The sequence below is a fragment of the Acetobacter oryzoeni genome, from assembly GCF_004014775.2.
Lineage (GTDB): Bacteria > Pseudomonadota > Alphaproteobacteria > Acetobacterales > Acetobacteraceae > Acetobacter > Acetobacter oryzoeni.
In genome coordinates, this window is the sequence record NZ_CP042808.1 from 806,883 (window position 1) to 829,713 (window position 22,831).

Genomic DNA, 22,831 nt, shown 5'->3' on the forward strand with positions numbered 1-22,831 from the left:
ATGTCTGTTGATCAGGTGCTGATGGCAGAAAGTTTTGTGGTGCATGGCCGGGATGAAGGTGGCCCCTTTGTGCTGGTAAGTGACCATGCAGGCCGTGCCATTCCGCCTGAACTGGGTGATCTGGGGCTAAGTGCGCAGGAACGTGCGCGCCATATCGGTTGGGATATCGGCATAGATGGTGTGGGCCGCAAACTGGCTGACCTGCTGCCCGCTGTGTTGATTGAGCAGGTCTATTCCCGCTTGGTGATAGATTGTAACCGTGCCCCCGGCCACCCAACCTCCATCGTCCAGGTGAGCGATGGCACAACAGTGCCGCGCAACCAGAATATCTCGGCGCAGGACCGGGAATGGCGGCAGCAGACAATTCTGCACCCCTATCACGCCCGTATCCGGCAGGAACTGGATGCCCATGTGGCCGCTGGCCGCCAGACAGTGGTTGTGGCGCTACACAGTTTTACGCCATTCATGCACGGCAAACAGCGCCCATGGCATGCCGGGCTTTTGCATAATCATGATTCCCGGCTGGCCCGTATCATGATCGCTCTTTTGCAAAAGGATGGCTTGGTGGTGGGGGATAACGAGCCCTACGCCCTTACAGATACATCAGACTACACTATTCCCCAGCATGGTGAGCAGCGCGAACTGCCACATATTGAAATTGAAATCCGGCAGGATCTGATAGCCGATGATGCCGGGCAGACCGAATGGGCAAACCGTCTGGCCCGTTTGCTGCCACAGGCATGGCAGCAGTTTTGTGAACAGTATGGAGAAAACGCATGACCGCCACAGATACAGCCAAGCCGCAGATTATTACGGGCAAGGCCAAGCTGGCGGGTGTTCTGGGCTGGCCCGTTGCGCATTCGCGCTCCCCCGTGCTGCACAATTACTGGTTGTGGCGGTACGGTGTGGATGGCGCTTATGTGCCGCTGCCGGTTGAGCCAGATGCGTTTGTGGCAGCCGTTCTGGGCCTACAGGCAGCAGGCTTTCGGGGCGCGAATGTAACTATTCCGCACAAGGAAGCCGCTTTTAAAATTGCCGATGTGCTGGACCATTCCGCCCAGCGCGCAGGGGCCGTGAACACGCTTGTGTTTGAAGATGACGGCAAAATTCATGGTTACTCCACCGATGGCGCAGGGTTTGTAGCCAGCATGGAAGCCGCAGGCTTAAACCCACCCAAACAGGCACAGGCTCTGCTACTGGGTGCGGGCGGTGCTGCGCGGTCTGTTGCCGCGGCTTTGCAGGATTGTGGCCTGCGTGTTGCCGTAACCAACCGCACCCAAGGACGGGCAGAAGAACTGGCAAAAGCCTTGCCGGGGCTGGACGTGGTGCCATGGAATGCGTGGGAAGAACGCCTTGGCGCGTTTAGCCTGCTGGTCAACACCACGTCTTTGGGGATGGAAGGTGGCCCAGATGCTGCGTTTCGGCCTTCCTTGGCGCATGCAGCCAAGGAACTGGTGGTGGCAGATATTGTATATGTGCCCCGCGTAACACCTTTGTTGGCCGAGGCTCAGTCTGCTGGTCTGCGCACTTTGGGCGGGCTTGGTATGCTGTTGCATCAGGCACGGCTGGGTTTTGAAAAATGGTATGGCGTGAACCCGGAAGTGGATGCCGCCACGGAAGCTTTTGTGCAGGAAAGTTTCTGAGGGTTACAGCAAGGGCATGAAAATTCTGGGCCTTACCGGCGGTATGGGCATGGGCAAAAGCACCGTGGCCACATTGTTGCAGCGTGCGGGCTTGCCGGTGTTTGATGCCGATGCCGAAGTGCGCCGCCTGCAGGCAGATCATGGGGCCGCTTTGCCTGCCATCGCCCAACTGGTGCCGCATGCCGTGCAAAACGGGCATTTGGATAGAGCCGTATTGCGGCAGGCTGTGATAAAACAACCGGCGTTGCTGAAAAAACTGGAACACATCATCCACCCCATGGTGCGGGCTGCGCGTACACGGTTTTTACGCACGCAACGCTTGCAGGGCGCGCGTTGTGTGGTGCTGGATATTCCGCTGCTGTATGAAACAGGCGCCCAGCGTGAATGTGATGATGTGCTGGTGGTATCTGCCCCACATTGGGTGCAGGCGCGGCGCGTGGCCAAAAGGCGCGGCATGCCACCTGCCGAAGCCCGCAAGCTGATAGCCCGGCAAATGCCAGATGCCCAACGCGTGCGCCAGGCTGGCAAGGTTATCCGCACCGGTGGCAGTATGCGAGAAACAGAACGGCAGGTACGCCAGTTCATCAGGAGCCTGAGGGCATGAAAAGATCCATTCTGTTTGATACGGAAACCACGGGGCTGGACCCGGCCACGGGTGACAGGGTGATTGAAATTGCGGCCCTTGAGCTGGTGGGAGACTTGCCAACCGGGCGGAACTTTCACACGCTGATAGACCCTGAGCGCGATGTGCCGGAGGAGGCTTCCCGCGTGCATGGCTTCACGCGGGCAGATCTGGAAGGCAAACCCAAATTTGCCGAAATTGCAGATGATTTTCTGGCCTTTGTGGGGGATGATCCGCTTATTGCGCACAATGCCCGGTTTGACTTTGGCTTTATGAATGCGGAGCTGAAACGCGCTGGCAAGAAAACGCTGGGTCTGGACCGTATGGTGGATACGCTGGATATGGCGCGTGAGCGCTTTCCCGGCATGCCCAACAGTTTGGATGCCTTGTGCCGCCGCTTTGGCGTAGATCTTTCAGCCCGAACCACCCATAACGCGCTGCTGGACTGCAAATTGCTGGCCGATGTGTATGTGGAGCTTATGGGCGGCCGCCAGCATGGGCTGGGGTTGATGGCGGAAGATGGGCAGCTGCCTTCTGTCATGTATGAAGGCCCCGTGAACCGCAAGGTTGTGCGTGTGCAGCCAACGGCAGAAGAACTGGCAGCGCATGCGGCATTTGTTGCGGGTTTGAAAGAGCCTGTCTGGGAGCTCTGACCGCACATTCAAACCGTGTCGTCAATTCTTGCGAAAAGGGCTTTGCAGGGGCGGGTGGGTATGCCATCCTTGATTCTATAAAACGTGACGAAATGTACAAAAATGTTTTGTCAGCCGTTTCCACCGCTTTTCACGCAACGGAAAAGGTAAGTTGTTTCAATGAATTCGGGGAGCCCTTTGATGCGTTCTGCATCCCGCCATTTTGCTGCTGCCTTGGCGCTGTGCGGAGCATGGTTCATGCCTGCGGGCGCAGAAACCATGCTCGGTCCAGTTACGGCAACAGTTACATTTAATACGCGTTCGGCGGATCTGGGCGTAGGATATACATGGGGCCGGGGTGTGCTGACATATGGCGGCCGCCAGTATCCGTTCGAAATCAAGGGGGCTTCCGCCATTGCTGTTGGGTATTCCTCTGGCCACAGTGTGGGCAAGGTGTACAACCTTCAGCGTATTGAAGATTTTGAAGGTACCTTCTGGGCACTTTCTGGTGAGGCCACAGTTGGCCGTGGCGTTGGCGGCCTGCTGATGGAAAATAATGATGGCGTGCGCATCCGGCTGGATGAATGTCGTTCAGGTGGGCGTATTGCGGCATCGCCTTCCCGCCTGACAATTCATTTGCTGAATAAGGTCGGCACCCCTGTTGCAACCGCACCGGTTGATCAGAAATCAGCCCACTAAATACATTACTCCCGCGCTTGCTGGTTTTAGTGGGTCAGCAGGCGCGTGGTGGTTTGTAGAATTGTTTTTTCATCAAACAGGCGCAAGGCGCGTTTCAGCCCGGCAGCGCCCATGCGCTGGCGCAAGCTTGGGTTCTGCACCAGCGTTGTAAGGGCTTCTGCCAGTTCTGCCGTGGTGCCGGGTGGTACAAGCAGCCCTGTTTCATGCGGTACAACCTGCTCGCGCGAGCCCCGAATATTGGTGGCCACAACAGGCAGCCCGCATAGCATGGCTTCGATAATAGACATGGGCAGGCCCTCAAAATGGCTGGGCAGCACAAAAATGTCTGCTGCTGCCAGTAAGGCCGGAATATCTGCCCGATAACCAAGGCATTTTAGCCGTGGGCCAAGTGCCACACGTGCTTTGGCGAGGTATTCCGCCATATTGGCACCGTGGTCCGATGCCAGCCTTTCCCCCACAATCCATAACTCTGCATCTGGCACCTGCTCCATGGCGGCCAGGAGTTCTGGATACCCTTTGTGGCGCACAAGGCGAGAGACAACAATAATTACGGGTGTTTGCGCAGGTGTGCCCAGTTCTATGCGGATCCGGGTTCTGGCTTGCGCATCTGGGTGAAAGCGGGCCGGGTCTCGCCCATTGCCAATAGCAACCGGGTGGGGGTGAATATGCAGGCGTTTGGCATCCTGCGCTTCTTCACGGCTGACGGTCAGGTACACATCGGTTATGCGCCCACACAAAACTTCTAGCACCAATGCCAATCCGCGCCGTAGGCGGGAGCCGGGCTGGTTGAACAAAAAGCCGTGGCACGTATAGGCAATGCGCGGCACGCCGCACAATTTGGCTGCCGCACGCGCCAGAATGCCGCTAATGGGCATATGTGCGTGCACCAGATCCGGCTTTTCTTTTTTTATAAGCTGCACAAGCGCCCAAAAGGCTCGTAGCTGCGCGGGCACGGAAAATGAACGCGCAAAGGGCAGTGTTTCAACCCGAAACCCCTCGTTTCTGGGGTGTTGAAGCAAAGGGCCATCTGCACAAACGCCGATTACTTCGTGCCCTTCAGCCCGTAACTCCCGCATGAGGGGCAGTAGAAAATGGGTGAGTGAAAAATCGACGTTTGTAATTTCCAGAATTTTCACGTCAGCCCATTACGCGTTCTTGAGGGAAAGCGACCAGCGGATAGGCGGTTTGCTTGGGGCCTGCGGCACAGGCGGGGGGGGCAGCAAGGTGTTTTCCAACCCGTGCGCCTTTGGGGTGGAAGGATCAGCCAACAGGCCAGAACCAACTTCTGGCACTACGGGCATCTGTTCTTCTGGCATATCGGGGGGCGTGGCGAATTCGGTGTCTTCTTCCGGTTCACTTTCGGGAGAAGAGTGTACATCTTCATCGTTCTGATCGGGCTGTGCAGGGGTAAGCACGAATTGCCGCGTGGCCTCGCATTTTCCCTGCCCCAGATAAACGCTTTCTTCTATTTCAATATGCGCGTCAGACCAGAAGAACCATGTTTCTTCCGGCGTGTGCAGCAGGTAGCCATCTTCTTCCTGCTCAATGCTGACATCAGGATGCAGATGGAAGCGGATGCAAAGCGGCACCGGAATACTCACATCTTCCAGCTTTTCAATGCCTTGCAGAACCGTGCCGTCTTTATCCAGATAAATCTTGCGAGAATACAGGCCACCGCCTTGGGGCTTGTAGCCATCATGCGTCATGCTCAGGCAATGCACACCATCCTGCACGGATGTTTGGCGTGTAACCTGTGGTTTTTGAGAAATACCGCCATTGGCATCAAACCGCATGGGGGTAAGGTCAGCCAGTTCCAGAACAGAATGTGCAGCCGGGTAACGCAAGGCTTCCGCCCAACCGCGCTGGATACTGCTGCCGCAATTTACAATCAGCCGTTGCCTGCCGGATGAAAATTCAAAGGACAACATGCCCGCATGCGCGCTGCCATCATAACCCGCAGGGGCGGCAGAGGCAGCATCAGCAATCAGCAAGGCGCGGCCATTATTAAGGCGTGCAAAGCCAGATTCTGGCAGGCCAGCCGCCACAACGCGGGTGCGGGATGCGCGGCTCAGCACGTGTTCGATAAACTGGGGGTTTTGTTCACAACTGCCATTAAACAGGGCCAGCCCACCATCTCCATGCCGCATGGCGCGCAGGGCCGGGGCGCTGCGGTTGGCGGCATCCAACACGCTGGTGGGCAACGGCACGCGGGCAACCTGCAGAATATACAGCATTTCAGCCAGCTCGCGCACGCACTGCAACAGGTCTTCCGGGCAGCGGGTAATGTGGCCGCCATCGGGCAAAATCTGTTGGCTGATGGTGCTATCAATCAGGCGCAGATAACGGGTTAGAAATTCTGGATAATCAGGCAGGGAAACCGCAACAGCCAGCAGCCCCTTAAGGGCGGTAAGGGCACGCCAGCCTTTGGCTTCCTCTGGCATGAGCGCCATGATGGAGCGGGCTTCCATAATCAGCGATGCCATAAGCTGCTGGCGGAAGGAATCATCTGCCGATGCAGCAAAAAATTCGTAACAACCCAGCCAAGCCGCCAAGCGCGCACCCGTTATGGATGGGTCTGAAATAGGCCGTTCTGCCGGGGTTTGCTCCATCCACTGTGCCACCAGCGTACGGGCCTTGATGCGGGCAGATTCAGCCCCCAGTTCACGCAGATCCTGCAACCACGTAAAACCCTGCAACCAACGGCGGTAGGCTTCTGGCCATTGCGGGTTATCCCATTCCCCTTCAATCAGAGGGCGTTGGGTGCCTTCAAAAAGTGTCTGGTTGCGAACAAGCTGTTCACCCCCAGCAGCGTTTCCGGACCACAGATCCCGCAAAGCAACGGCAGGGGCTGCCGGCACGCGGGCAAACCCTCCCAAGGGGTTGCGCATGGCATAGGCAAGGCGGGCTCCGCGGGTCCAGCGACGCAGGGGCATTGGAAGTTCAGAACTCCATCAAGGCAGGTGTGGAAAAAGTTGTGATCGGGTTATGGCAGAATATTCATGCAAGGAATGACTTATTTGCCGGATGTGGCTTTATTTTGGCTTGGCAACATGTGGGCGCAAGGCAGCAATGGCGGCTGTATAGTCTTTTTTGCCATATACGGCGCTCCCGGCAATCAGCACATCGGCGCCGGCTTCTATGGCCAGTGGGGCGGTTGCGGCATCTATACCGCCATCAACAGCCAGCCGGATATCGCGTCCGCTTTGGGTGATCATATCCCGAATACGCCGGATTTTGGGGAGCTGGCTGGACAGGAACTTCTGCCCGCCAAACCCGGGGTTAACAGTCATCACCAGAATAATATCTACCAGATCCAGCACTTCACTAATGGCTTCTGGCGGTGTCGCGGGGCACAGCACAATGCCCGGCTTGGCTCCCAAATCCCGAATGCGCTGTAAGGAGCGATGAGTATGCGGCCCGGCTTCAATGTGAATTAAAATCTGGTCTGCCCCGGCTTGTGCAAAAGCTTCCAGATACGGATCCACCGGTGCAATCATCAGGTGCACATCAAATGGCAGATCAGAGCAGGGGCGCAGCGCTTTCACCACAGCAGGGCCGAACGAAATGTTGGGCACAAAATGCCCATCCATCACATCCAGATGCACCCAGTCTGCCCCAGCCTGCTTGAGTGCTGAAACTTCCTCTCCCAACCGTGTAAAATCGGCAGCGAGAACACTTGGGGCGATAAGGGGATAAGATACAGGGCGCATACCCTGTTTATCGGCAATCCTACGCTTGTGCGCAACCGTAGGATTGGTATTTTTTCAAACAGTTTTGCAAATGTTATGGGCGAATAAAGCGTGCGGCAAAAAATCCATCCATGCTGCCTTTGTCTGCCCACATTCCGGGGTGGGTGCGCAGCCAGCCTTCGGGGGTTCTGGCTTCTGGCAGAAAGGCCAGTTCTTCTGGCGTAAACGGGTCTGGCACCAGCCCCATGGCTTCTGCGGCGCGGGCGCGGTCTGGCCCTTCTTCCTGCTGCAAGGAGCACACGGCGTAAACCAGCCGGCCACCGGGGCGCAGCATGTTTTTGGCGGCTTCCAGCAAACGATCCTGCCCGGCGGTGAGTGTTGTTAAATCACGCGGTCGTTTCACCCATAAAACATCTGGGTGGCGGCGTGCCGTGCCTGTAGCGGAGCAAGGGGCATCCAGCAAAATGGCATCAAGCGGGGCATCAGGTTGCCACGTGCCTGCATCTGCTTGCAGGGTAGCAACATTGCCAAGGCCCAGGCGCGCCATATTTTCCTTGAGTCGCGCCATGCGGTTGGGGTTGTTTTCAATAGCGGCAACCTGCGCGCCGGTGACAGCAAGCTGTGCGGTTTTGCCACCTGGTGCTGCGCACAAATCTGCGACTTTTTCACCTTCCTTCACGTTCAGGAGGCGCGCAGGAAGAGTGGCTGCTGCATCCTGAACCCAAAAAGCGCCTTCTTCATATCCAGCCAGATCAGCAACGCGTGTGCCAGCCGGATAACGCACAGACCCGTTGGGTAGAACACTTCCCCCCTCCGGCGCTGTGGCGCCGGGGCGCAGGGTAATATCCAGCGGGGCTTCATGGCTGATTCCCTCAGCTATGGCGCGGGGCACGCCACGGCCTAGCACGCTCCATGAACTCCATAGCCATGCGGGAATGTTCAACCGCGCCTGATCCAGCCCTTCCAGCACGTTTTGCCCTTCTGCCGCTACCTTGCGCAGCACGGCATTGGCCAGCCCGGCAAATGGGGCCAGCTTACGCCGACGCAGCAGGGAAACAGTGGTGCCAACAGCAGCATGCGGAGGTGTTTCTAAAAACAGAAGCTGCGCGCAGCCAATCATCAGCGCCACACGTACGGGTTCTGGCGGTTCCTTGCGTAAAAACGGTTCTAGCACAGTGCGCAGCGTGCCCATGTGGCGCAACGTGGCTGCGGCCAAGCGGTGTGCTGCGGCTCTGTCTCTCGGTTCGGCCTTATGTGCTTCGGCAGAGCGAGACAGGCTGTTTTCCAGCATGCGCCGGTGTTCCACCACGCCGCACAGAATATCAAAGGCGATATCGCGCGTAGGATCAGGCTGCGGAGGGGCAGGGCGGCCTTTTCCACGTTTTGGGGAACGGGGGGCGCGTGCTGGTGTGTTCATAAGACTGTCAGAACCGTTCAGGAAAACAGAAAGAGAAAAAGCGCCTTACCCAACAAGCAGGGCGCACTCTGCCGGAGCAGAAACAGGGCGTTGAAGCAGAAAGTGGCGGAGCACTTGCGGGTAAAGCTGGTGTTCCTGCCGCAGAACGCGGGCCCCAAGTGTATCTGCGGTATCACCCGGCAGAACAGGCACAGCGGCCTGGCCCAGAATAGGCCCTTCATCCATGCCTTCTGTTACCAGATGCACAGTGCATCCATGCACGCGCACGCCCGCTTGCAGCGCACGTTCATGCGTATGCAGGCCAGGGAACACAGGCAGCAGGCTAGGGTGGATGTTCAGCATCCGGCCAGCCCATGCGCCGGTTAAAAACGGGGTGAGCAGACGCATATAACCCGCAAGGCAGATAGCCTGAGCACCAGCTTCTGTCAGGGCCGCATGCACTGCGCGCTCATGCGCTTCACGGTCTTTGCCAAAATCGCGATGGTTGATGGCCAGCGTGCGCAGGCCCGCTTTTTTAGCCATTTCCAGCCCCGGTGCATCCGGGTTGTTGCTTAAAACAAGGCAGATGCGGGCAGGAAAGGAAGGATCTTCACACGCGCGGATCAAGGCCGTGGCATTGCTGCCCCGGCCGCTGATCAAAATGGCAATGGGTGTTTTTTCAACGCTCATGCTGCGCGAAAATCCGGCGTGGCCTGCATTTTCAGATCAGGCTTGGCAGTGGGGGAGGCTGCTTTGGCAATATGGCCAATGCGTACGGCCGGTTCACCCATATCATGCAGGCGGGCCAGAACGGCATCGGGTTCTGGGGTAATCAGGATCATGCCGATACCGCAGTTGAACACACGCAGCATTTCTTCTGTATCCACATTGCCGGTACGGGCCAGCCATTTGAATACAGGTGCCACAGGCCATTCCTGATCAATCACGGCATCCAAACCATCAGGCAGCACGCGGGGCAGATTGCCGGGTAGGCCACCGCCAGTAATGTGAGCCGCACCATGCAGCAGGCCTGCTTTATGCAAAGCCAGAACCGGGCGCACATACAGGCGTGTGGGTTCTAAAAATGCTTCACCAAGGGTTTTGCCCGGAGCAAAGGCTGCGGGGTCTGTCCATGCTAGATGGGCGTCTGCCACAATGCGCCGCACCAAAGAGAAGCCATTGGAATGCACGCCAGAGGAGGGCAGCGCAATAAGCGCATCACCTTCTGCAATGCCTGCGGGCAGGAGCGCGCCGCGTTCTGCCGCACCAACGGAAAAACCAGCCAGATCATAGTGCCCATCGGCATACATGCCGGGCATTTCTGCTGTTTCACCGCCTACAAGGGCGCAGCCAGACTGTTCGCACCCGGTGGCAATACCGCGCACAACCTTGGTAGCGCTGTTAACAGACAGACGGCCCGTGGCGAAGTAATCCAGAAAGAACAGAGGTTCAGCCCCCTGCACGATCAGATCGTTCACACACATGGCTACCAGATCAATGCCCACGGTTTCGTGCAGGTCATTATCAATGGCCAGTGTCAGCTTGGTGCCTACGCCATCTGTGCAGGAAACAAGCACGGGGTCTTTAAAGCCGGCGGCCTTCAGATCAAACAGTGCGCCAAATCCGCCAAGGCCCCCCATTGTGCCGGGGCGGTCTGTGGCTTTGGCCGCCGGGCGAATGGCGTCAACAAGGGCTTCGCCTGCTTCAATGTCCACGCCGGAATCACGGTAAGTGAGGCCGGAGGAAGGGGTGCTAGGTGAAGACGTCATGCGCGTGCTCTTGGTCCGAATGAGAATAAGGGTCGATGTGCGGGACAGGGTGGGTTAGGATTCCCGCTCGAGGACAGTCTTTACGGCAGGAGAAGCGGCGCGCAAAGCGGCATGACACGGATTGATGAAACAAAAAGCCCCTTAAACGCGCCTTCGGGTGGGCAAAAGCGCCAAAATGAGGCCAACGAGGCAGAACAGATTGCCTTGCCTTTTGCGCATCGCCCCCGATTCGGAAGGTCGGACTTTGTGGCAGCACCCTCCAATGCGGCGGCACGGGCATGGGTGTTGGATGCAGAAGCCGCTGCGCGTTGGCCAGAAGGCCGCATGGCCCTGTGGGGAGAAAGTGGCACGGGCAAAACGCATCTTCTTTCCATTTGGGCGGGCCGTTATGGCGCACCCATTATGGAGGGCAGCCGCCTGAACACGCATGAAGCCGCAATGCTGTTTGAGGATGGCGGGTTTCGTGCCGCTGCATTGGATAATGCCGATAAAGTGCCCAATGAGCGAGACCTGCTGCACCTTATCAATCTGGCGCGGGAGCGGCGTGTGGCCTTGTTAATGGCAGCGCGCAGGCCACCAGCCCGCTGGCCGGTTGTGCTGCCAGATTTGGCAAGCCGTCTGCGGGCCACCGCGTCCGTACCGTTGGGCCCGGCGGAAGAGGGGCTGTTGCACCGCCTTTTGCTGCGGCTGTTGGCTGAACGCCAGATTGTGGTGGGGGCGCAGGTTACAGAATGGCTGTTGCGCCGCCTGCCACGCCGGGCAAGTGCTGTGCGCGATTGTGTGGCCATGCTGGACCAGGCCGCATTAGAATCGGGCGGGCGCATTACGCGCGCCTTGGCTGCGAATGTGCTGGAAAGTCTGCTGGCACGGGAAGAATAATGAATATATTCGCTTCAGACGTGTTGTGATGTTTCAGTTTTATGACATCATTCATCAGAATGATGAGCTGAACTTTTCGCGCCAGCCGTGTTTGCGTAAAGCTTTGCTTGCCCCAAGGCGGGAAACGGGGCGCATGATGCAGCACAAGGAAAGGAAGAAACGTGACGGCGCAGGATAAAAAAGAGCAGGCCCCTGTAAAAGCTCGTTCACCAGCCCGAAAAGCAGCGCCCAGAAAACCGTCTACCCGCCAACCGCGCCAGAGCAGAAAAACGGCAGAGCGGAAGATCACTCTGGAAATGCCGGAACGGTTTATTAACCGCGAGCTATCTTGGCTGGATTTCAACCAGCGTGTGGTGGAAGAGGCCGATAACGCCCGCAACCCCTTGCTGGAACGCCTGCGCTTTTTATCTATCAGCGCCAGCAATCTGGATGAGTTCTATTCCGTCCGTGTGGCCGGGCTTGTCGGACAGGTGCGTGAGGGGCTGACCAAACTCTCACCCGATGGCCGTACTCCAGCCCAACAGCTTGAGGCTGTGCGTGAACGCTGCGCCCGCCTGCTGCGTGAACAGCAGCGAATCTGGACAGAACTGCGCGGCCTGCTGGCAGAAGCTGGCGTAGAGCTGTGTGAGCCAGATGCGCTGACGGATGCTGATAAGGAGCATCTGGCCAAAATCTTTATGGACAGGGTGTTCCCGGTTCTTACACCTCTTGCAGTGGACCCGGCACATCCTCTGCCGTTTATCCCCAATATGGGTTTGGCACTGGGTTTGCGCCTGCTTTATGCAGATACGGGCCTGTTCGCCATGAACGCCCTTATTCTGCTGCCTGCGCAGATAGAGCGTTTTATTCGTCTGCCATCTCCCACTCCGGCAACGGATGCCGCAACCCCGCCAAAGGTGCGCTTCTTCCGTCTGGAAGATCTGATTACCCTGTTTATTGACCGTCTGTTTGATGGTCTGGAAGTGGGTGAAAGCGGCGTGCTGCGCGTGGTGCGTGACACCGACGTGGAATTTGAAGACGAGGCAGAAGACCTTGTCCGCTCCTATGAAACAGCATTGAAGCGCCGCCGCCGTGGTGTGGTGATCCATCTGGATATGGAAAAGCGGGTGCCGACGGAACTGGCAGAAGCCATTGCCTCGGACCTTGATTTGCCGCCCGATGAAATTGCCGTGCATTCCGGCATGATCGGGGTGGTGGATCTGAAGCAGATGATTGTGGATGATCGGCCGGATCTGCTGTTCCCGCCCTACACCCCGCGCTTTCCCGAACGTATCCGGGATTTTAATGGTGATTGCTTTGCCGCCATTCGCGCCAAAGATCTGCTGGTGCATCACCCGTTTGAAAGCTTTGATGTGGTGGTGCAGTTCCTGCGGCAGGCTGCGCTGGACCCCAACGTAATTGCCATTAAGCAGACGCTGTATCGCACCTCGCGCGATTCACCTATTGTGAAAGCGCTGATTGAGGCGGCAGAAGCCGGCAAGTCCGTTACCGCCATGGTGGAATTGCGCGCCCGGTTTGATGAGGAAGCCAATATTCGCCTTTCCCGCGCGCTGGAAGCTGCGGGCGTGCAGGTGGTGTTTGGTTTTGCGGATTTGAAAACCCACGCCAAGCTCAGCCTTGTGGTGCGGCGTGAAGGCGGGCTTGTGCGCTCTTACGCACATTTTGGCACGGGCAATTATCACCCCATCACCGCCCGTATTTATACAGATCTTTCCTTCTTTACGTGTGATCCGGCATTGGCGCGGGATTCTGCACGCCTGTTCAATTACGTAACAGGCTACGCCATGCCTGCGCAGATGGAGAAAATTGCTTTTTCCCCCATCACCATCCGCAGCACGTTGAAGGAACTGATTCAGGAAGAAATTGATCACGTTAAGGCAGGTAAACCGGGCAGCATCTGGCTGAAGATGAATGCGCTGGTGGACCCGGAACTGATTGATTGCCTGTACAAAGCCTCCTGCGCAGGGGTGAAGATTGTAGGTGTTATCCGCGGCATCTGCTGCCTGCGGCCCGGCGTGCCGGGGCTTTCAGAAAATATCCGCATTAAATCCATTGTCGGGCGCTTTTTGGAACATTCGCGCATTTTTGTGTTTGGGAACGAACATCGCCTGCCATCGCGCTATGCCAAGGTCTTTATTTCCTCGGCAGACTGGATGACGCGGAACATGGACTGGCGTGTGGAAAGCATGGTGCCCATTACCAACCCGACTGTGCACGCGCAGGTTTTGGGCCAGATCATGGTGTCCAACATTCGCGATACCCTACAATCATGGATGCTGGAACAGAATGGAGAATGGCGGCGCGTAAACCCCGGAAACCGACCTTTTTCCGCGCATGAATGGTTTATGACACATCCTTCACTTTCCGGACGCGGCTCCGCCGCGCATGACACACCCATCCGGGCCCCGGCATCTTTGACCTCTTCACAGGACTTGCTGATAGATTGATGTCTGAAATCATGAGCTTTTTTCTTGCGTCGGGATTATCTCATCCCCGTTGTTCCAAGCTGCGCAGTCAGTTTTTGCAAACGGGGAGGGGCTTCTGATGGAGGCTGATCAACCGTGCCGTTCCGCAGTGGTGGATCTTGGCTCCAATTCCGTAAGGCTTGTGGTTTTTGAAGGGCGTTCGCGCAATCCACTTCCCATTTTCAATGAAAAAGCCGTGCTGCGTTTGGGGCGTGGGCTGACCGAAACCGGGAAGCTGAATGAAGAAGGCGTGGAAATGGCCAAGGAAGTGCTCAGCCGCTTCCATGCCATTGCCCGCGCCATGAAGGCCGATCCGTTTGAAATTCTGGCAACCGCCGCTGTGCGGGATGCCAGCAATGGCCCAGCTTTTGTGCAAACCCTGCGTGAAAGCATGCCCGGTGTGCCTATCCGCATTCTTTCCGGTAAGGAAGAAGCCGATCATTCCGCCATAGGCGTTATGTGCGGTATTCCCGGTGCATCCGGATTGGTGGCCGATGTGGGCGGTGGCTCTTTGGAGCTTATTCACCTGACGCCACAAGGGCGGCATGATGCCACAACCCTGCCACTGGGGATGATCCGGCTGGCAGACCGTTCTGGCCGAGATCTGGATAAAGCCAAAACACTGGCAGATAAGGATATTGGCGGCGTAGAATGGCTGCCCAAGGTAAAAGGCAGCACGCTTTATCTGGTGGGTGGGGCTTTTCGTGCGTTGGCGCGGCTTCAGATTGCGCGCACGCAATATCCGCTCAACATCGTGCACTATTATACAATGGATGTGCAGGAAGCGCGGGAGATGACGGGCTGGCTGCAAAACAGCTCGCGCCGCAGTCTGGAACGTCTGCCCGGTGCGCCCCGCAAACGGTTGGATGATACACCTTTTGCCGCCATGGTATTGCGGCGGCTGATGAAAAAGGTGCAGCCGGACAAGATCGTCTTTTGCGTGGATGGCCTGCGCGAGGGCTGGTACATGCTCAACGTTGCGCCGGATATTCTGGCCCAGAACCCGATGGACGTGGTGGCGCGTGAAATGTGCGCCCGTTTTGGGCGCAGCAACTCGCTTCCCTATGCCTTGATGCAGTGGACAGATTTTTTGCGGCCGGAGGAAACGGCGGAAGAAAAATATCTGCGTCATCTGGCATGTTATCTGTCTGATATCGGCAGCCACGATCACCCGGAATATCGGGCCGAGCAGACATATTGGCGTATCCTGCGAGTGCAAAGTGGTGGGTTTGATCATCCTTCCCGCGCATGGTTGGCGCTGGCGCTGGCTGTCCGTTATGCCGCAGATCAGCAGGCCCCTTTTCTGGCAACATCTCGTGCATTATTGAGTGATCAGGACTGGAAAAGTGCTGTGGTGCTGGGGTTGGCCCTGCGTCTGGCGTATTCTCTTTCCGGCGGTGCCGGGCGGTTGCTGGAAGGCACATCCCTTGAATGGGAAGAAGATGCGCTGGTGCTTATTCTGACATCTGCCCGCGTGGCGGTAAAAGGGGAAAGCGTGCGCCGCGGGTTGGAACGTCTGGGCCAGGCCTTGGGTGTTGCAACACGTTTCGAGATTGAACTGCTTGGTTGATATGCCCTAGACAGGATACAGGTGCGGGGTGGACAACCCCCACCTATCGGGGCACATTACGGTTTATACATCCTGATATGGTGCAGTGGCGCGGTGGGTTGGCCGGTTTTGCTGTAACTGTCCGCCAGAATCAGGTTTTGAATAACCGGTAAAGCAGCGGAACCTTATCTCGTGGCTTCTGAAGAGATCATAGATCCCACAGTCCAACACGATGCTTCTGTCCGAAGAGTTCTGCTGCATCTTGTTCTACCCTTTGTTGTTACGGTTATGGCCGTGCTGGCCATTGCGCTGGTAGGTGTCAATTCATACCGTACCACCAAGGAGGGTGTTTCTACCCTTACGCACCAGCTTATGGGTGCTGTGCAGCAATATATTGTGCAGCAGGTTACAGATTACATTCTGCCAGCCGCTACCGGTAACCTGATTGCCTCTGGCATGATCGAACATGCCCCTGCGCAGGTGGAAGACAAGGTTTTCTATTCCTACGGCAGCACCATGCTGCGCAAGATCCCGCAGCTTCAGTCCTTTTATCTGGCGGATGATGAAGGGCATTTCATGCTCATCGCCCGTGCAGCGCAAAAGGGCGTGCAGGAACATGTGCGTCTGATTGAAAAAAACGGCCACACATATTTCCATCATGCGTTCTGGGATGATAGCGGGCAGAAAATTTCCGAAACGGAAGAAGATGCCAAGGGGTATGACCCACGCACGCGTGATTGGTACAAGAATACAGCCGGAACAGATAAGGTAACATGGACCAAGCCGCATCTGTTCCCCACCACCAGCCAGTTTGTCATGACCAGTTCCTTACGGTTCAAGACAGATGCTGGCCATACAATGGTGTTTGCGACCAATATTTCGCTCAACGAACTCAGCTCGTATCTGGATCAGATCAAGGTTGGTAAGACCGGCTCCGCTATGATTGTGGATAGCCGGGGCCTGTTTATTGCCGGCAAAAATCTTACGCAGCAGGCCAAGGCCGCCGGGTGGGACCCGGATAAAATGGTGCTGGACCGCAAAGCCTACCCGGTGTTTGCATTGGGGTATGATCACTACCGTGTGCGTGGTGTTGGGCCGCGGCATGTTACGTGGGATGGCACAGATTACATCACCATTGCCGCAGCTTTGCCGCGCTATTCTGATAGCTGGATTTTGCTGATGGCCGCTCCCGAAAGTGATTTCGGGTCCTTTGCACGCCAAAGCAGCCACCAGAGCTTGCAGTTTTTGGCCATTATCACGGTTTTCTCGCTTGTGCTTGCAGGGTTGCTGGTGCGGCAGGTGCGGCGCACAGAGTCCAGCACGCGCCTGTTGGTGAAGCAGAAAGAGCAGATTCAGCGCGAAAGTTCTGCTGTGCAGCAGGTGGCCGTTGCCCCGCGTCTGTTTGACCCCACTGTGGAACCCCTGAGCCTGACAGAGCAGCTAACGCTTGTAACAGGTGCCCGGCGTGCCACGCTTTGGCGCTTTTTGCACGATGGTGCGGCAATGGTGTGTGAAGATGCGTATGACCAAACGCAAAACACACATTCCGGCGGGTTTGAAATGGCCCGTACAGAACTGGGACCATTCTTTTCCGCCATTGAAGAAGGCAATGCGTTCTCGGTTGAAAATGCAGCCGTAGATCCGCGCACCACGCGGTTTGAACGTTTGACCATGCGTGAGTTGGGCACAAAGGCATTGGCCGTTTGCCCCGTACATGGCCCGCATGGGGTGGAAGGTGCGATCATGCTGGAAGATCCGCATCTGCAGCCGCATCTGCTGTACTTCCTTGATCTGATGGCCGGCGTGGCCGCCCTGCGTTTTGCGGCACAGGCACAATTGCTGAATACGCAAACTGGCAAGATTGTAGATGCCGGGCAGCAGGTGGCTACGCTGGATGTGCCCGCGCCCAAATCTGATAATATGCTGATGAAGGCGCCAGAAGCCGCTGCCGTTACATCTGCCAGCATTTATCCATCTGTTGCTGTGTTGGTCATCACGTTCTCTGATCCCGTGGTGGAAGGGGAAAAAGAAACTGAGGCCCTGATTGCACTTATCAATCAGCTGGCGGCAGATGTGCAGTCCGTCGCGCAGGAAGAAAAACTGTTTGCCGTGGAAGTGGCCGGCCACCGTATGATCTGCATGGCAGGCTGTCTGCCCACGCCAGATGTTACGGCCATTGTGCGCGTTGCAGATGCTGCACTTAAAATGCGTGAAATCTTTATGGCATCACTGGCCGCAGCAGATCTGGAGCCGGTGTTTACCATGGGTATTGATTACGGCCCGGCATTTGGTGGTGCGGTAGGGAACGAACCCAAGGTGTTTAACCTGTGGGGGCAAACGGTCTCTCTGGCCGAGCTGATGGCACAGGGCGCGGCAGACCCCGGCACCATTCAGGTAACAGAGCGTGTTTATGGCGTGCTGCGTGACAGATACCTGTTCCGTAGCCGTGGGTCCTTCTTTGCGCCGCATCTGGGGCTGGGGCGTGCCTATACATTGGCGGCAAGGCGATGAGTGGGAGCCAGCAGACAGGCGGCCCCAACACGCCGTCGGATGATGAACCAGATCTGATTCTGCAAACAGATGCGCACAAGCCCGCCAAGCGCGTTCCGTTGCATGAATGGATACGCAGGAAGCTGGCATGGATCGGCCGGCTTGTGCGTAGGCAGGCCCGGTTTTTTCTGGTTGTTCTGGGGGCAGGCTGGGGCGTTATTTTTGAGAGCTTCCGCTCTCACGCATGGCGCCGCACCGTGCGGTACGAATTTGTAACCACCATGAACAACATTATCGGCGGTGGTGTTAGCGCTTCACTGTTTGCCGGTATGCTTACAGGTGTGGCGGCTGTTTCTCAGGTCATTTACTGGTTGGGTCTTACGGGCCTTGCCAAAATGACAGGCTCCATTCTGGTAAATGTGGTTATCCGTGAAATTGCGCCCATTCTGGTCGGTATTCTGCTGCTGGGGCGCAATGGCATGCTGTCTGCCACAGAGCTGGGGCTGCTGACCATTGGTGGGCAGGTGCGCTCCATGCAGTCTGTGGGGATGGACCCGTTCCTGATGCTGGTGCTGCCACGCACGCTGGCGTTTACCGTGGCCGGGTTTACGCTGGGTATTCTGTTCTCCATGTCATCGCTGATAACCGGGTATGTGATGAGCCGTATTTCCGGCGTGATCACCAACCCGATCTGGACATTTCTGGATGATGTGGCTGCGGCCATGTCTGTCACGGATTATGCCGTTATTCCGCTTAAGTTCATCATGGTTGGTTTTGTGGTGGGGCTTGGCGGCTGCCTGACGGGCCTGACCGCCACCAACGAAGATTCACTGCGCACCTTGCTGCCACGCGGTTTTTCCCGCGGGATGCTGATTGTGATGATGGTGAGCGTTCTGTTCAGTCTGGATCTGTAAGATGGAGACGTATTCAGCAGGCCCACTTCTGGAACTGAATAAGGCAGTGCCCTCATTTGAGGATAGCGGCTTGCCGCCAGTGCCCTTCAACATGAAGCTGATGCCCGGCGAATGTATGATTGTGGAAGCGCGAGACCCAAGCCGCGCCACCATGTTTGCAGATTTGTGCAGCGGCATGGTGGAATTGGAAAGCGGGCAGGTCAGCTTTATGGGGCTGGATTGGGCCAACCTGCAGGATCGGGAGCTTAACGCTCTGCGCGGGCGTATCGGGCGCATTACCCGCCGCGCCAGTTGGGCGGAGTTTATGCCCACACATCTGGGTATTATTTTGCAGCAGTTGCACCACACCACCCGCACTTTGGATGATCTGGTGGCAGAGGCTGTGCGGCGTTCAGAAAGTTTTGGTCTGCCGGGTGTGCCCACGGTCAGCCCATCCCTGCTTTCAGATACGGATCTTACGCGCGTTTCATGCGTGCGGGCTTTTATGGGGCAGCCGCATCTGCTGCTTTTGGAAGACCCGCTGGAGGGTGGCCCGCCCGAACTGTACACCTCTTTCCTGTCTTCAATTACAGAAGCGCGGGATAGAGGGGCAGGCGTAATCTGGCTGGTGCGCAGCAATGCCGTTTGGCAAAGTTACCGGCAGGGTATTACCTCCACATGGCGTCTTGCTGATGATGGCCTAGTAGCAGTACGGATGGCATAATGTTCCAGCTCCGCTTAAGACAGAAAGTGAAACCTCTTATTTCTCTGCGTTATGCAGATGAATGGGTTGGATTTCTTGTTCTTCTCAGCCTTGTTATTTTTGCAGGCGCGGTGATTGAAGCCGGCGTGCTGCGAGATTGGCTTACCCCACCTGCGCGCTTGCGTGTGGTGCTGCCAGCTTCTGGCGTGGGTGGCCTTACGGTTGGGGGCGATGTGCAGCTTATGGGTGCCCATGCCGGCACCATTCGTTCCATCAAGCTCAACCCATCGGGCAACATGTATGCCTTGGTGGATCTGGACCCGCAGGCCAAGCCATTTATCCGGCGTGATAGTTCGGCCATTATCCGTAAACAGCTTATTGTAACCGGCGCCGCTTATCTGGACCTCAGCCGTGGGCATGGGGAGCCTATGGATTGGAGCTACGCTGTTGTAAGCGCAACGCCAGCCCCCAACCCGGCAGACCAGATTACCGCCACGCTTAACAGTATTCAGGCAGAAATTATGCCCGCACTGGCAAGTGCGCGGCATATGATGGCGCAGCTTGATGGCACCATTAGCGATATGCACGCAGGCAAAGGCACCGTTGGGCAGTTGATGACGAATGATCAGCTGATCAAACAGGCCGAAGCTACCATTGTTTCGCTCAATGGGGTGATTGACCGTCTGAAACCGATTGAAAACCAGATTTCCGGCATCATGAACAAAACCGATGCCACGGTGGCAAACCTGAAAGGGGCCTCGCGCGATCTGAAGGGGGCCACACCGCATCTGCCGGGTATTGCGGCTAATCTGGATGCCAGCACCGCAGATCTGCCAGCATTGCTGGCGCAGGCGCAAACCACACTTTATGGGCTGGAAAAACTAACAGACCAACTGCGCGGCATGTGGCTGCTGGGGGGGCAAAAAGTGGTACGGCATAACCGTCTGTCACCAAAGCAGGTGCGGCCATGAGGTATTTTTCTTCCGCTGCGGCTGTTTTGTGCCTGCCTTTACTGCTGGCCGGGTGCGGTGGCGCTGCACAGGATAAACCCACCGCGCAGGATGATGCCGCGTGGGATCAGGCCATGACAGCCGGGCGAGATTCCTTTGAGCTCGGGCGTTATACCGTAGCCGTTACGCAGTATCGCAAAGCCGCAGATCTGGCTTTGCTGCGGGATGATGTAAGCGCGATAACCGAGGCCGGGTATGATCTGGCCGTGGCGCAACTGGCTGCAAACACGCCGGATAAAGCGTTGCAAACAGCACAGGCCACACGGCAGGCCGCCGGTGTGCGTGGGCAAACGCAGCTTTATTCGCTTGATCTGGTAGAGGCTGCTGCCCATTACAGGTTGGGCCATTACAGTTCGGCCATATCATCTGCCACGCAGGCTATGCAGTCATCCGATAGTGCTTTGGCAGGCAGGGCGGCTTTGGTGCTGGGGCTGGCGGCAGATGCGCAATCCGATAGCGCCAATCTGCAAAAAGCTGCGGCCTATCTTGGCAGCCTTAAAAAGCCGCTTTCTGCCACGCAGCAGGCAGATCAGGCGGAAATTCAGGCCCGTGTATTGCGCCAATCCGCACCACAGCAGGCAGAAGCCTTGGCCGTGCAGGCAGCAGATCTGCGGCGTAACGATGGATCTTACCGTGATATGGCACGTGCACTGGCACTTGCTGCGCGCATTGCTTCTGCTCAGGGTGATCAGCAAAAGGCCCGTGCGTTGTGGGAGCGTGCAGCACAAAGTGCAGCAGCGCAGTCTAGCGGCTTGAACCGGATGGATGCGCAAACACTGGCGCATGGTTCCATCAACAAAGGCAATTACGTACCGCCTGAAGATGAAGCCGCTGCATGGGCGCGCGATGCCGGGGGTGTGTCCCTCCGTCCGTTTGAAGATAAAGACGCACAGTAAAACGTGTAAGGCGTAAGTGGCTGGGGCAATGCAGCGGAACCTGATGATTGCACGCTGTGGTGCCCATTCCCTGCACCCGGAATGGCTGAAAGGGGGCGCGCCAGAATGGGATCTGGTTTTATGCCCCTTTCAACCGGTGGATATGCAGGGCCATACCGGCCAGATGGTGCCGGGCCATAAATGGGATGGCCTGTATCGTTTTCTAACAGAATGGGATGGCTGGAAGCAGTACGACTATATCTGCTTCCCGGATGATGATCTGCGCGCCACGGCAGAAACGTGGAACCGCTTTTTTGCAACCTGCAAACAGTATAACGCCAAATTGGCAGCGCCGGCGCTTACCCCGGGTTCTTTCTGTAGCCACCTTTCCACATTGCAGAATACAAACTTTGTGGCCCGTGCCTCTACATTTGCAGAAATCATGGCCCCTTGCATGCAGCGGGATTTTTTGCATCAGGCACTGCCAACTTTTCGCTTTTCACGCGCAGGCACAGGGTTCGGGCTTGATCTGCTGTGGCCCATGATGCTGGGTTGGCGCGATATATGGATCATGGATGCCACCCCGGTAGAACATACACGCCCGGTAGGGCAGCAGCGCTCTTCCGCATTGGGGGAAATCAGCCAGTATGATTTTCGTTTTATAGCGGGTTTGGGCGTTGTGGGGGCTACGTGGTCTTACAGTGGATATACCCCACAGGGCACGTATCTGGATTATCGTGATAGCTGTTTTGCCGAACTTTATCGGCAAGGTTATGCCTATGTGCAGCAGCACTATCCGCAATATTGGGCGGAGGTTTGTGCGTTTCAGCCCAGCGCACCCCCGCAGGTAAGTGCGCAGGCGCTTGATAAGCTGGAACAGGCCTTGTTTCATTTAAACAAGGATACCGGGAATATTCTTTCTCGCCATCGGCCAGCCATGTTGTCCACCGTATCTCAATGGTCATGGTCTCATGATGCCGCGCGTGAAGCCTCTGGTGGCAACGATGGGCTGATAAACGGCGGCTATGGTTTTCATACAGATTTTGAAGATGATCCGTGGTGGCAGGTTGATCTGGAGCAGATGTGCAACGTGCAGGAAGTTGTGCTGTACAATCGGCTGGATCAGAAAGAATGCTGTGTGCAGCTGAATATTCTTGTTTCTCATAATGGCACGGATTGGCGCACGGTTTTTGCCAAACGGGATGATACGCATTTTGGCGGGGCGGATTCCCAGCCTTTGCGTGTGGTTTTGCCCAAACCTGTTATGGCGCGTTTTGTGCGTGTGCAGGCGCTTGGGCACACGGTGCTGCATCTGGATCAGGTAGAAGTGATAGGCGCGCGCGGCAGTATGAGAGCGCAAAACGGTTTTTTTGAAAAACTTATCTATAAAACCACACGTTTTCTAAACGCGCGGCGTTCTGAATAAAAGCGTGGCATTTTATTATGTTTTTTATGGGAACTTGCAGGGGTTCCATGCAGAAATGTTGAGGCACACTCAAGCTGTGCCGTGTATCACC

General features: G+C 56.7%; 20 protein-coding genes. 14 read left to right on the forward strand and 6 right to left on the reverse strand.

The features are described from left to right. From EOV40_RS03900 to EOV40_RS03920, 5 genes are all read left to right on the forward strand, one after another. Positions 1-780 (forward strand): N-formylglutamate amidohydrolase, encoded by a 780-nt coding sequence (locus tag EOV40_RS03900; RefSeq protein WP_128105105.1) that lies wholly within the window; start codon positions 1-3, stop codon positions 778-780. After that, positions 777-1,643: a shikimate dehydrogenase gene (locus EOV40_RS03905; RefSeq protein WP_128105106.1), complete on the forward strand. Its 867-nt coding sequence runs from the start codon at positions 777-779 to the stop codon at positions 1,641-1,643. Before EOV40_RS03900 ends, EOV40_RS03905 begins: the two co-directional genes overlap by 4 nt. A gap of 16 nt (positions 1,644-1,659) precedes the next feature. After that, complete coding sequence (coaE, locus tag EOV40_RS03910) at positions 1,660-2,247, forward strand: dephospho-CoA kinase (RefSeq protein WP_128105107.1); 588 nt, start codon at positions 1,660-1,662, stop codon at positions 2,245-2,247. Then, a complete protein-coding gene (gene dnaQ / locus EOV40_RS03915; protein WP_128105108.1) occupies positions 2,244-2,918 on the forward strand; it encodes a DNA polymerase III subunit epsilon in 675 nt (224 codons plus the stop codon). The genes coaE and dnaQ overlap by 4 nt, the downstream gene beginning before the upstream one ends. Before the next feature lie 159 nt (positions 2,919-3,077). Further along, positions 3,078-3,596: a hypothetical protein gene (locus EOV40_RS03920; protein WP_012812746.1), complete on the forward strand. Its 519-nt coding sequence runs from the start codon at positions 3,078-3,080 to the stop codon at positions 3,594-3,596. A gap of 26 nt (positions 3,597-3,622) precedes the next feature. On the opposite strand, the gene EOV40_RS03925 is transcribed toward EOV40_RS03920, so the two are convergent. From EOV40_RS03925 to purM, 6 genes are all read right to left on the reverse strand, one after another. Beyond that, positions 3,623-4,732 (reverse strand): glycosyltransferase family 4 protein, encoded by a 1,110-nt coding sequence (locus EOV40_RS03925; protein WP_128105109.1) that lies wholly within the window; start codon positions 4,730-4,732, stop codon positions 3,623-3,625. A gap of 9 nt (positions 4,733-4,741) precedes the next feature. Then, on the reverse strand, positions 4,742-6,529 hold the full coding sequence (locus EOV40_RS03930) for a heparinase II/III family protein (RefSeq protein ID WP_128105110.1): 1,788 nt from the start codon (positions 6,527-6,529) through the stop codon (positions 4,742-4,744). Between the two features lie 99 nt (positions 6,530-6,628). Further along, a complete protein-coding gene (gene rpe, locus EOV40_RS03935) occupies positions 6,629-7,306 on the reverse strand; it encodes a ribulose-phosphate 3-epimerase (RefSeq protein WP_128105111.1) in 678 nt (225 codons plus the stop codon). Positions 7,307-7,379: 73 nt separating this feature from the next. Next, complete coding sequence (locus EOV40_RS03940; RefSeq protein ID WP_050819524.1) at positions 7,380-8,702, reverse strand: RsmB/NOP family class I SAM-dependent RNA methyltransferase; 1,323 nt, start codon at positions 8,700-8,702, stop codon at positions 7,380-7,382. Between the two features lie 45 nt (positions 8,703-8,747). Next, complete coding sequence (gene purN, locus EOV40_RS03945) at positions 8,748-9,371, reverse strand: phosphoribosylglycinamide formyltransferase (protein WP_003628267.1); 624 nt, start codon at positions 9,369-9,371, stop codon at positions 8,748-8,750. Then, entirely contained in the window at positions 9,368-10,450 is a 1,083-nt protein-coding gene (gene purM / locus EOV40_RS03950) for a phosphoribosylformylglycinamidine cyclo-ligase (RefSeq protein ID WP_128105112.1), read from the reverse strand. The genes purN and purM overlap by 4 nt, the downstream gene beginning before the upstream one ends. 111 nt (positions 10,451-10,561) lie before the next feature. On the opposite strand from purM, the gene EOV40_RS03955 reads away from it, so the two are divergent. The 9 genes from EOV40_RS03955 to EOV40_RS03995 all read left to right on the forward strand — a co-directional run bounded on the left by EOV40_RS03955 (position 10,562) and on the right by EOV40_RS03995 (position 22,740). After that, a complete protein-coding gene (locus EOV40_RS03955) occupies positions 10,562-11,329 on the forward strand; it encodes a P-loop NTPase family protein (RefSeq protein ID WP_003625165.1) in 768 nt (255 codons plus the stop codon). A gap of 161 nt (positions 11,330-11,490) precedes the next feature. Next, positions 11,491-13,776: an RNA degradosome polyphosphate kinase gene (locus EOV40_RS03960; protein ID WP_003625169.1), complete on the forward strand. Its 2,286-nt coding sequence runs from the start codon at positions 11,491-11,493 to the stop codon at positions 13,774-13,776. Between the two features lie 97 nt (positions 13,777-13,873). Beyond that, positions 13,874-15,364, forward strand: coding sequence for a Ppx/GppA family phosphatase (locus tag EOV40_RS03965; protein ID WP_050819526.1), 1,491 nt, complete (start codon positions 13,874-13,876; stop codon positions 15,362-15,364). Between the two features lie 171 nt (positions 15,365-15,535). Beyond that, positions 15,536-17,854: an adenylate/guanylate cyclase domain-containing protein gene (locus EOV40_RS03970; RefSeq protein WP_128105113.1), complete on the forward strand. Its 2,319-nt coding sequence runs from the start codon at positions 15,536-15,538 to the stop codon at positions 17,852-17,854. Beyond that, positions 17,851-18,747: an MlaE family ABC transporter permease gene (locus EOV40_RS03975; protein WP_128105114.1), complete on the forward strand. Its 897-nt coding sequence runs from the start codon at positions 17,851-17,853 to the stop codon at positions 18,745-18,747. Before EOV40_RS03970 ends, EOV40_RS03975 begins: the two co-directional genes overlap by 4 nt. Position 18,748: 1 nt before the next feature. Then, a complete protein-coding gene (locus EOV40_RS03980) occupies positions 18,749-19,450 on the forward strand; it encodes an ABC transporter ATP-binding protein (RefSeq protein ID WP_003628257.1) in 702 nt (233 codons plus the stop codon). After that, positions 19,450-20,400 carry an MlaD family protein gene (locus tag EOV40_RS03985; protein ID WP_050819530.1) on the forward strand — a complete coding sequence of 317 codons (951 nt, stop codon included), beginning with the start codon at positions 19,450-19,452 and terminating at the stop codon, positions 20,398-20,400. The genes EOV40_RS03980 and EOV40_RS03985 overlap by 1 nt, the downstream gene beginning before the upstream one ends. Next, positions 20,397-21,335: a hypothetical protein gene (locus EOV40_RS03990; RefSeq protein WP_128105115.1), complete on the forward strand. Its 939-nt coding sequence runs from the start codon at positions 20,397-20,399 to the stop codon at positions 21,333-21,335. The genes EOV40_RS03985 and EOV40_RS03990 overlap by 4 nt, the downstream gene beginning before the upstream one ends. A gap of 28 nt (positions 21,336-21,363) precedes the next feature. Continuing rightward, positions 21,364-22,740 (forward strand): discoidin domain-containing protein, encoded by a 1,377-nt coding sequence (locus tag EOV40_RS03995; RefSeq protein WP_128105116.1) that lies wholly within the window; start codon positions 21,364-21,366, stop codon positions 22,738-22,740. The last annotated feature ends 91 nt before the right edge of the window (positions 22,741-22,831 follow it).